The organism is Chitinophaga filiformis, assembly GCF_021646545.1.
GTDB classification, from domain to species: Bacteria; Bacteroidota; Bacteroidia; order Chitinophagales; family Chitinophagaceae; genus Chitinophaga; species Chitinophaga filiformis_A.
Genome location: NZ_JAKIRP010000016.1, coordinates 154,050 through 164,259, shown reverse-complemented (window position 1 = coordinate 164,259; position 10,210 = coordinate 154,050). Strand labels below are relative to the sequence as shown.

The following is a 10,210-nucleotide window of genomic DNA, read 5'->3' as shown; positions in this document are numbered from 1 at the left end:
AACTGTTAAATGCAGAGAAAAGGGTTTTGCCAGCCGGTCACAGATTCGTTGTGAATCATTTCAAATTCCTTCGCATCATAGCGCATTCCTGCTCCCTGATCAAGAATTAATTTGTTTATTTTATTACCAGTTGTACTGATCTTGAGTATGTTGGCTGTAGGCAGCGCAAATCCTGAAGCGGGGTAGAAGTTCTTCTGTCCCCGGGGGCCATCAATAACGCCGGTGCGGAGTTGCTGTTTTACCGTCTCCCAGTCTTTTTTCTTAGCGTAGGGCAATAATTCCCGCCACATCAAGCCTGCCTCATATCCCATTAATGCGTAGATATTGGCAGGTTGCTGAGCCATGCTTTCGAACTTCTTTACAAATTGTTGATTCGCCTTGTTCTGGTCTTCACGCATCCACATCATGGACGTATAAATTTCCAGGTCTACATGTTTAATATCTTCCAATACATCATCATATGCCATCGTTTCGTTGATCAGCAGCGGGATTTTTTTATGAAAGCCGCTTTGTATCCATTTTTCAAGAAAACGTGTACCCATGCTACCAGCGAAAATGGCATGGACATATGGTGGGGGATCTTTGGCGAGCGTTGTAAAGAGTCCATCCAGCTCCATTCTTTTGGGATCACTCTCATTGTATGGTAATACCGTAAAACTTATCTGCGTGCTGCCGGCCGCGGTAACACCTTCTTTAAATGCACTATGCAGGTGGTAACCTGCTTCATACACGGGCATGATCATATGCCCTCCATCTCCGAAATGGTTATGCGCCCACTTCCCCAATGCATATTCCGATTGCCACAACTGATGTGAGGCATAGAAAACATCTGGACTGAGATAAGGGAAATGAGGGATATACTCGCCCATGTCAAAGAAGAAAGCTGGTCTTTTTGTATTCTCCACTAAGGGGATAATATCTGGTGCTATCTTGTAACTGATAAGACCAGACAGTATATCAACATTGTTGAAGAAAAGCAGTTTGCGGGCAGCAGCTACAGAAGCATCAGCGCTTCCCATGTGGGTATATTCTGATGTAAACTGCACTGTTCTTTGCCGCACGGGATCTAAGCCCATACCCAGCAGCCAACCTGTTACCAGGTGGGCAGAATAGGCAGGATATACACCGGAATAAGGAGTAAGGAACCCAATAGAAAGCGCTGATTGCATATAAGTTTATTAGTTACGGCTAGGGAAAATACCTTCTGTGGCAATGATATAGTTCATACCGAGATAAGGGTTCATGATGCTGAATGGCTGGCTGCCGCCTGCAATACCTATGTTCACAGTACCTGTTACATTAGTAGTAGGCGCCAGGTAGGTAGTATTGTCAGGAACACCATATCCTTTGATCGGCTGTGCGCTTGGACCGCCTCCGATAGTTGGCAGTAGGGCCGGCACGACAGTAGAACCGGGAGTGGCAGTTGTTCCGGCAGCAGCAGTTGCAGCCTGCGCTACAGAGGCTGATGCAATAGTACCTGTGTGGTTGTGCGCAGGCATGTTGGAAACCAGCAGCGTGGTGGTAGGTGTACCCGCCATCTCACCGAGGTTAACGTAAGGTAATCCGGGACCCTGTCCGGTACCCAGCGGGAAACGACCTCTCAGGTCAGGCAGTGCGAAAGTGGTTTGTCCGTTACCTCCAAAGGTAGTGCCTAACAAAGAGAACAGTGCGGTATTCTGAGCAATGCTCAAAATCTGGCCCCAGCAAAGAGCCCAGCTTCTTGGTGCGAAGTTTCCGGCAAAAAGAATAATCGCTGCCATTAATGGTGTGTCCATAGATCCAGTTTTTTGACGTAGTGTTTAAATTATATAATCGGGTTTCTAAACTTTGGGAATTGCACAGTCGCCCCTCCGCGTTGTGCAGAAAGTGCAGCCATCGGTGCTATGATGCTGTTGCTGGCAGCAGCATATACAGACAGTTCATCGCGCTGCTGCATTACACCCACAAATTCCTGTAATGCCATTGCATAGCTATTCCCTTCCTCTATCTGCCTGTAACGTGACAGGTTTGCCTGCTGTGCATATTGATTTATGTAAGGTTTGCCCGGTTCCCATATCTGGTTAACAGGGTTACTATCTTCCAGGTAAATGCGGTTGAAAAGATCAACCCAGGAGCCATTACTGCCGTTCACATGAAACCCGGTGGAAACAGGTTGTGTTTCCCCGGCATCCATCTGCAGCCACACCTTTTGTCCCTGTTGGGTGGTGAGGCAAATAGCGTTGACTTCTCCCCTGGTAAAGAACAAACGGGTATGTCCTTTACCAGAAAGTGGCTTGTTGATCGCGTATTGCCGCTTTTGTTGAACTACCTGCAGAGACACATATGTATTCTCTTTTTGCAGATCCAGTATTCTGGCAACTGCTGCTGCAGGGTAAACGGGGTAGGACATAGCCGCCTTATCATGCGTGGCTGGCAATACATGATGGCTGGCGCCGGCATGTATTGACTCCAATTCACCGAAAACACCTTCCTGCACCATATTGGTAATGGCCAGCAGGTCGGGGCGGTAACTGTGCTCGTCCAGCGTAAAGTACTGGCAACGTGTCTGCTCACTGATGCGAACAATGTCCTGGTGCTCTTCAAGCGTAGTCCCCACTACGGAGCCACAGGCCACATGTTTACCGGCGAGCATCGCCGCTTTTGCAATACTGTAGTGCTGGTGCCAGGGGGCCGCAATAACAACGGCATCAATGTCCTGACGGGAGAGTAAAGTCTGGTAATTGTCCCGGTAAATGTCCGGCTGATGGTAACCTGCCTCTTTAAATAATGCAAGGCTTCGGTTGACTGCGACCGGATCGGTCTCACAAATTGCTCTTACGTCCAGATCTTTGTGTTGGAGTGCTTGTTTCAGGTACTGCTGTCCCCACATGCCAGTACCTATGAAGGCGATACGAAACTTCGACCCTGCTCCCGCCGTCAGGTAAGACGGTAGAAAGGTAAGTACAGGGGATAAAATAGCGGCATTCTTTAAGAAATGCCTTCTGCTCTGTATATGCATAAGGAATGATTCCTAAGTTTGGTATCGAACAATAAAGTAGGCTCCAAAAAACAGATGTAAAGTTAGTCCCCTCTAAAAGACAGAAATATTACGTTATGGTCGTTGCAGGTTTTCAAAAGATCAGGGTTAAAACTCGAATACAAAAAATGCTGGGACAAAGATATATCTCTTTTTTTTTAACAAACAAATAATTTTTTAATGGAAACTTAACATTATATGAAGTAGGTTAGCAGCCTATTTTCTTCTATAGCCGGCGTTTCCTATGGATGAGCCTTCCTGCGGACGATAGTATTCTGCTGTATTCACGCGGGCTTCCAGCGGGGTCTGAAATTTCTTGTTCTCTTCGTTACCGGTGCCTTCTTCAGCGTCACCGCCCTGTTCTACATAAATGTAGTTCCTGACGTGAGCACCCTTGCCGCCATTGGGCGCAATGAATGCATTGGCATTGACGATCTGTTTACCTTTCATACCGGTATAACCATTAATACGGAGGCTATTGCCTTTGGTGCAGGCTATTGTATTGTTGGTAATGCGCACGATGGCATTGTCGGTTCCTCTCATACTAATACCGTCACCCTGGTTGTCTGTAAAAAGGTTGTTGCTGATGATATGCGTAGCCCCGTTTTCTCCCGAGCCATAGAACTGACAGAACTCTCCCCAGCCATCATGCACATGGTTATCATGTGTATTGGTGTTAGTGGTACGGCCTCCAATAAGGATGCCGCCATTATGGCCAGGGTTGCGTTGTGTGCCCCATTGGGTGACTTCATTGTGGAAGATCTCCAGGCCATCAACAGCTGCTGCCTGTATACCATCCAGGCCGGTATTGCTGACCAGGTTATTGTAGATCTTCACGTTCTCCCATTTGGCTGGTTGTACGTAATCATGGCCGGGAGTGAAGTTTGAAGGCGAGCCATAGTAAGGCTGATTAACGGTATGGTCCCAGTAGGTAGCCGTATGACCGATATACATGCCTTCATTCTTCGTGCCCGTAACGGTCACGTTATGTATCAGCAGATTGCGGATTACCAGGGTGGGGTGGACGGTGCCCGGATCTCCTTTTACAGGATCTGTCTTCGCTACAATACCATTTCCACCGTTCATGATGGTCAGAAAACTGATCTCTATGTTATCTGTCCTATTGCCGATATGAAGGTTGTGATACGCTTCCCTGGCCGCCTGCACTGAACCATTGATCACTAAGAGGCTACGGTCTGACTGGCCGCCAAAACGAATGTAATGACAGTTAGAAAATTCACAGGCAGATGAATAACCACCTCCGTTCCAGTTGGGCTCACCAATCTTCACAACCGTATTGCGATAGTTACGGATGACGATCGGTTTGGCGGCAGTGCCGCTCAAATTGGCAATGAAGATTGACTTGAAATTGCCTTTGAGGTTTAGTATATCTCCGGGACGGTAAGTGTTCCTTGAATTGTCAATATTGAGCCTCCCCCTGATATCCGGTACGAGGGTATATTCTCTGGCAGACGTCTCAACGGTGTCTGTCAGGCTGGAAGAATGTATATTACTGCCTGGGGTTAGTCTTGTTTCGGTGGAATAACTAACAACCAAATATAGAAGGGCTGCTACTATCATGTTGTAATCCTGAGATGTCCAAGATAGGTCAATTTTTGATCCTGCGAATAGGCTGCTATTGAAAAAGAGGTATTTTCTTTTTGCCTCGCTGGTTATCTGATTCACTATGAATAACATAGGTTAACGGTCGTCCGGTATTATTTTTTCCTGATCCGGAAACCTCGTCTAATGCTTGTATTCCGGCATAGTAACGCATTATACAAACGCTGGTGTAAACTAGTGTTAATGGGCTTTTATAAGAGTCGATGAAGTTAACTGCTTACAAGAGCCGTTTAACCGGTTTTAATGAGCTTATAAAAGCGATTTAAATGCCAATATAACAAGAGCGAATTAACCGGAACCAGAATTGCAAGGTGTAACTTTACGTATGGCAAAACAAAGCGCAGGGATACTACTCTACCGAAAAAAGGGCAAACAGCTGGAAGTCTTCCTGGGACATCCAGGCGGGCCTTTCTGGGCTAAGAAAGACACTGGCAGCTGGTCGGTACCTAAAGGAGAATACCAGGAAGGGGAGGAGCCTTTACAAGCCGCTATCCGGGAATTTGAAGAGGAAACAGGATACCGGCCTTCGGGCAATTTCATTCAACTGTCGACCATTCGTCAAAAAGGACATAAAACAGTGCGTTGCTGGGCGGTAGAAGGAGAGCTGGACGCAGAGAGCATAGTAAGCAATCTCTTTGAAATTGAATGGCCACCACGTTCAGGTAAAATGAAAACCTTTCCGGAGATAGACCGGGCGGCCTGGTTCCCTGTCGATATTGCCCGTGAAAAGATCAATGAAAGGCAGGCCGGTTTTATTGATGAACTGGTAAAGCGCATTGGTGAATAGTTTCCACAACATCCCCGGTTTCATTTCATTTATGTTGCATGTTTACCCCCGCTAAAGGGTGTTTTTTACGTTTTTTAATGCTCCTGGTTCTGGCTTGATTTTTCGGTCGTTTCCGGTATGGAAAACAATGCAACAGGTAATCTTAAAATATCGAGTACCGCATTTGATCATGAAGGTGTAATTCCTTCGAAATATACCTGCGAAGGAGAGGATGTGAATCCCCCGCTGCAGATAGACCAGATGCCGTCGGGTACAAAGACACTGGCCATCATCGCCGAAGATCCTGACGCGCCTAAAGGCACTTTTGATCATTGGGTGATCTGGAACATTCCGCCTGCCAAACTGATAGGAGGAGATACTGTATCAGGTGTATGCGGAAAGAACGGGAGCGGTAAGACAGGTTATTACGGCCCTTGTCCGCCGTCGGGATTCCACCGTTATTATTTTCATGTGTATGCGCTGGATGCAGAACTTGATCTGGAAAACGGAGCTGAGAAAGCCGAACTGCAACAGGCTATGCAGGGGCATATCCTGGCGGAGGGAGTACTGATGGGGCGTTATCAGAAGCACGGTTTATAAGTTATGCATGCTTTAATAATAAAGGGCTGACAGGATTGGGAAACCGTCCTGTACAGCCCATTTTTTATTACAGAGAATGATGTTGTACCATTCCTGTACTTCGATGTTCTAATGATCTACAGGTTCTTCGCTCGCCTGCGCATTGATCTTACTTTCTGCAATAATAGTCAGTGTAGCGTCTGTTTCTTTTTCTTCCGTCAATACAGCTCTCAGCATATCTGCCACTTCTATTTCACCTAGTGTGGCGGCCAGTGTTACCAGGCTTCCGTAGCAGGCAATTTCGTAGTGTTCAACTTTCTGAGCGGCAATGATCAACGCTACATCTCTCTGGGCAGAGCCTTCTTCCGTTTCATCTATTACCTGCCAGCCTTCATCGAATAATCCCTGTAAACCCATGCTGGGTTCTGCCTGCGGTGGTATTCCCAGCACTCCGAAGGCGCGTTCTACTATTTTTACATGTTCTTCAGTCTGTTGCCTGTGTTGATCAAATGCCTGTATCAGTTCATCATTAGTGGCTGCGCCGGTCATCGTAGATAGTACATTTACGAGGTGCTGTTCTGACCAGTATATTTCCTGTAACATGGTAACGAAAAATTCTTCCAGCCTCGAATTGGTGGAAGTGTTGGATAGTATCTGCATAATTCAAGGTTTTTAAGTGTTATCAGGAGCAAAAGTCCAAATACTATACCGTGAGCAGTGGCAGTACGTATCTTGTAAGATAAGGACGTTTTTGTAGAAACATGTACATAAGCAGGCGGCGCATTCTCTACACAGATCATAGTGCTTTTAACATCCACACACTACACCCGAAGTGGCCGGAAGCGCCCAGTGCCTGTGGCAGGTAGGCAAATCCCATTTTTTCGTATAAGGGAATGGCAGAAGTGAGCTCCGGCATTGTTTCCAGGTACATATGTGTGCATCCGTTTTCTATGGCGGCATCAAAACATTGCTGTATGAGTTGTTTGCCGAGGCCTTTGCCTCTTGCTGCAGGCAGCAGATATAGCTTCACGAGTTCGCAGTAATGCGGAGGCAGGCCATTGGTGGGATAGATACCGGCTCCGCCGATGATATGACCATCCTGTTCGAGTACCCAATAGGCGGCATGCGGATAAGTGAATAAGGAGTGCAGTTCATCCAGGCTTGTATCAAAATAAGCAGTGCCGGGTTTATTCGCCTTAAATTCGGTTAGCACCTCCCTGATGATGCGGGCGATATGTTTGTTGTCTGAAGGCTGTATTGGCCTTATTATTATTTTTTCCACGGAGGCAAAGCTACGCTTCCCTCCTTAGTAAAATTTGTATGAAATTAACCTACCGAAAAAAATAGTAAACCCTGCCGGATTGCTGCCGGAGAGCATGTTTTAATGTTACCTTTGTATTGTTAATCTCAATACGAATACCCCATGACAGTCACCAGTGAACAGCTGCAGGCTATTATGCCGCAGGCGGATGCACAGAACATCCAGAAATATCTGCCTTACCTGAACCAGGTAATGCCCGTTTATCATATTGATACACCCGTAAGAGCTGCCGCTTTTCTCGCGCAGCTGGGCCATGAGAGCGGTCAGTTCAGTATGGTTATAGAAAACCTGAATTACCGGGCAGATCGTTTAGTGACCGTATTTCCGAAGTATTTCCCTACGCCGGATATTGCACAACGATACGCCGGCAAACCGGACAAGATCGCCAATAAAGTATACGCCAACCGCCTGGGCAATGGCCCCGAGACCAGCGGGGATGGCTGGCGGTTCCGCGGACGCGGATTGATCCAGCTGACAGGCCGGGCCAGTTATGACGACTGCAGTAAAGGCCTGACGGGCAATACGCACACTTTCGAAGACGCCCCGGACCTGCTTGCTACTCCACAGTATGCCGTGGCCTCAGCGTGCTGGTTCTGGACCGTGTATAAGACGCTGAATGATGTAGCTGACCAGCCCGATAACTGGACCACCATGTATAAAAACAAGCTTTACAGTAAATTCCAGTGGCTGACGATACGCATTAACGGCGGCCTGAACGGATATGACGACCGCCTTGCGCTCTGGGAAAAAGCCAAAACAGTATTAAAGTGAACATCGCTTTACAATTAGATTACAGAGCAGGTTGGGATGAAACTTTCAAAACGTGTATATTTGCATTCTTCCCATTAGATCGCTATACTACTCCCATTGAATAACTTATTGTAAAACAAGCAATTGTGCCCGCTATTGCCGGCGTCGGTATATGTCTTTAAGGCATTTTACGGCGTCATCCGCAAGCGGAAGGGGAAACTTATATACCCGAAAAAGCCGTTTGGCGACCAGGAATTGGTTGAAAAGGCTGTTTAAATGAAGAAACGATTTAATAAGATAAATATATGGATAAGCTAAAACTGAAATTACAGGAATATTATCAGCGCTGTCAGCAGCAGGAGACGCGGACTAAGACCAGCAAGGAACACGCGGGTGGTACAAGTGTGCTGGAGATGGAGAATGATATTCTGCTGCAGTTCGGCTTGCCTGCATCCAAGCGTTTTGTGCAGATCCTGCACGATTTTGTCAGCCAGCGTGAAGTGAACGATCATTTAATTGATCATGTGAGTAAGAAATTACGTACAGCAGCCCGTAAGTATCTGCTGGCTCCGGTGGTTTCTGATATGGAACAGCTGGACCAGGCAAAAGAACAAAAGAGAAGTCCTTACGATCTGTTGCCGGAACTGGGCTACCCTGTGAATGACTATTCTGTCTTCCTGGTAGGCGAATTGTTGTACCGCCGGAACCTGGCGGCTGCAGATGTGCTGGATGAGGTCAAAAAAGCGCAATATGCTGATGTTTGGGACGATGTGCTGCTGCTCAGCAGGATCGTCAATTACAATACACATGAACTGTATCACCGCCTGAAAGGCCACGATCTGCGTTTCATTGATGATTATGTACAGCATGCGGCCAAACAGCACGTTTCCAGAACGGCTAATAAGAAGGCAACACCGGCTTCGGAAGGATATACCCCCAATTATCGCACAGTAAGTAAGGTGCAGGTGGAAGACATTCTGTTTGATGAACACCAGACGCCGAGTATCATTGGAAAACTGAAGTCAGGGAGCCGTTATCTACGTGTTACAATGGTAATGGAATTCTCTCAGCTGAACCAGATCCTCACCAGCAGCGGCGAACTGGGAATGGAGATCAGCCATTTCATCAAAAAGCTGATGGCAAGTCCGCAGAAGGGAAGGCCGGCATCTATCGATGTAAGGTCTGAATTCGGAGAGGTATTACACCTGGACAGTTGTTATCTGGAGGTGTACAAACCGCAGCATCAGTCAAGGGGGAAATGGGTAGAGACAAAGGATAATTTTTACTTCGTTGAAAAGATCCTTTCCAAGAAGGAATATGATAAGAAAAGTAAGGAAGCCGAGATCAGAGAGAAGATTGAAGAATGCCTGGAACTGATCGGCGGATCATATGGTTATTATCAGCGTATGCGCCGTTTGGGCATTACGGATGATGAGGCGAAGCTGAGAGCAGGTTTACAGGATGAGCTGTTGTTTAAATTGTCTACATTCCTGCATAAGTTGAAAGACTAGCCGAATTGACGGAGCCATCATATTATTTGCAAAAGAAAAAGGTCTCGTGAAAACGAGACCTTTTTTTGTATTAGTTGGTTTTTGATTTGTTTGACCACAGTATTTACTGACAGCCATATTAATGTGTAGTAATCTACATTATTCCCCCTCTAGTATTTTGGCCATGTTCCCAGGGTAGCATAATGCGTTTAAGTATAATAAGTCCGGTGTTTTTATTTACGTGTTTGGAGTTTGAATTGTTCCTGAAGGAAACCCTTAACCCCCAAGCCCTCACACATTTGTATGAGAGGCCTGGAAGTAAAGGACAACGTGCTTTTGCTTTTATCAATACAAACATACCGCGAAAAAATAAGGGAACTGTTAACGCACTGTTAATCTGTTAGTTAATCGCTTGTTAACAAAAAAGAAGCGCCTTTTATGTGTGGTAACAGCGTATAAGGTCAATCGTTATATTAGCATTAAAGCCCCATGAAAGGTGCTTTGGAGAAATGGTAAAGTGATAAAACAGTTTCTCTTACTTATGTACTTACAGTGAGAAACCCGGTAATGAACATTCACCTGAACGAGACGAATATTATACTATTTTAACATTTCCGGGAAGAGTGGACTGTTTTTCATGGCAAGATTTCCGGGCGACTATCGTA

General features: G+C 46.3%; 10 protein-coding genes. 4 read left to right on the top strand and 6 right to left on the bottom strand.

The window, feature by feature from the left end:
- Nucleotides 1-5 precede the first annotated feature (5 nt).
- The 4 genes from L3C95_RS28965 to L3C95_RS28950 all read right to left on the bottom strand — a co-directional run bounded on the left by L3C95_RS28965 (nt 6) and on the right by L3C95_RS28950 (nt 4,597).
- On the bottom strand, nt 6-1,169 hold the full coding sequence (locus L3C95_RS28965) for an ABC transporter substrate-binding protein (protein ID WP_236393706.1): 1,164 nt from the start codon (nt 1,167-1,169) through the stop codon (nt 6-8).
- A gap of 9 nt (nt 1,170-1,178) precedes the next feature.
- Entirely contained in the window at nt 1,179-1,775 is a 597-nt protein-coding gene (locus tag L3C95_RS28960) for a phage tail protein (RefSeq protein ID WP_236393705.1), read from the bottom strand.
- A 29-nt stretch (nt 1,776-1,804) separates the two neighbouring features.
- Entirely contained in the window at nt 1,805-2,998 is a 1,194-nt protein-coding gene (locus tag L3C95_RS28955) for a Gfo/Idh/MocA family protein (RefSeq protein ID WP_236393704.1), read from the bottom strand.
- A 234-nt stretch (nt 2,999-3,232) separates the two neighbouring features.
- Nucleotides 3,233-4,597 (bottom strand): right-handed parallel beta-helix repeat-containing protein, encoded by a 1,365-nt coding sequence (locus L3C95_RS28950; RefSeq protein ID WP_236393703.1) that lies wholly within the window; start codon nt 4,595-4,597, stop codon nt 3,233-3,235.
- Nucleotides 4,598-4,964: 367 nt separating this feature from the next.
- Here L3C95_RS28950 and L3C95_RS28945 point away from each other — a divergent pair, with 367 nt between their 5' ends.
- Nucleotides 4,965-5,426, top strand: coding sequence for an NUDIX domain-containing protein (locus L3C95_RS28945; protein WP_236393702.1), 462 nt, complete (start codon nt 4,965-4,967; stop codon nt 5,424-5,426).
- A 117-nt stretch (nt 5,427-5,543) separates the two neighbouring features.
- Entirely contained in the window at nt 5,544-6,005 is a 462-nt protein-coding gene (locus tag L3C95_RS28940) for a YbhB/YbcL family Raf kinase inhibitor-like protein (RefSeq protein ID WP_236393701.1), read from the top strand.
- Between the two features lie 108 nt (nt 6,006-6,113).
- On the opposite strand, the gene L3C95_RS28935 is transcribed toward L3C95_RS28940, so the two are convergent.
- Both L3C95_RS28935 and L3C95_RS28930 read right to left on the bottom strand, forming a co-directional pair.
- A complete protein-coding gene (locus L3C95_RS28935) occupies nt 6,114-6,644 on the bottom strand; it encodes a ferritin-like domain-containing protein (protein WP_236393700.1) in 531 nt (176 codons plus the stop codon).
- A gap of 136 nt (nt 6,645-6,780) precedes the next feature.
- Complete coding sequence (locus L3C95_RS28930) at nt 6,781-7,266, bottom strand: GNAT family N-acetyltransferase (RefSeq protein ID WP_236393699.1); 486 nt, start codon at nt 7,264-7,266, stop codon at nt 6,781-6,783.
- Nucleotides 7,267-7,407: 141 nt separating this feature from the next.
- Here L3C95_RS28930 and L3C95_RS28925 point away from each other — a divergent pair, with 141 nt between their 5' ends.
- Both L3C95_RS28925 and L3C95_RS28920 read left to right on the top strand, forming a co-directional pair.
- Nucleotides 7,408-8,076, top strand: coding sequence for a glycoside hydrolase family 19 protein (locus L3C95_RS28925; RefSeq protein WP_236393698.1), 669 nt, complete (start codon nt 7,408-7,410; stop codon nt 8,074-8,076).
- A 284-nt stretch (nt 8,077-8,360) separates the two neighbouring features.
- Nucleotides 8,361-9,566 carry a hypothetical protein gene (locus L3C95_RS28920; RefSeq protein ID WP_236393697.1) on the top strand — a complete coding sequence of 402 codons (1,206 nt, stop codon included), beginning with the start codon at nt 8,361-8,363 and terminating at the stop codon, nt 9,564-9,566.
- Nucleotides 9,567-10,210: the final 644 nt, after the last annotated feature.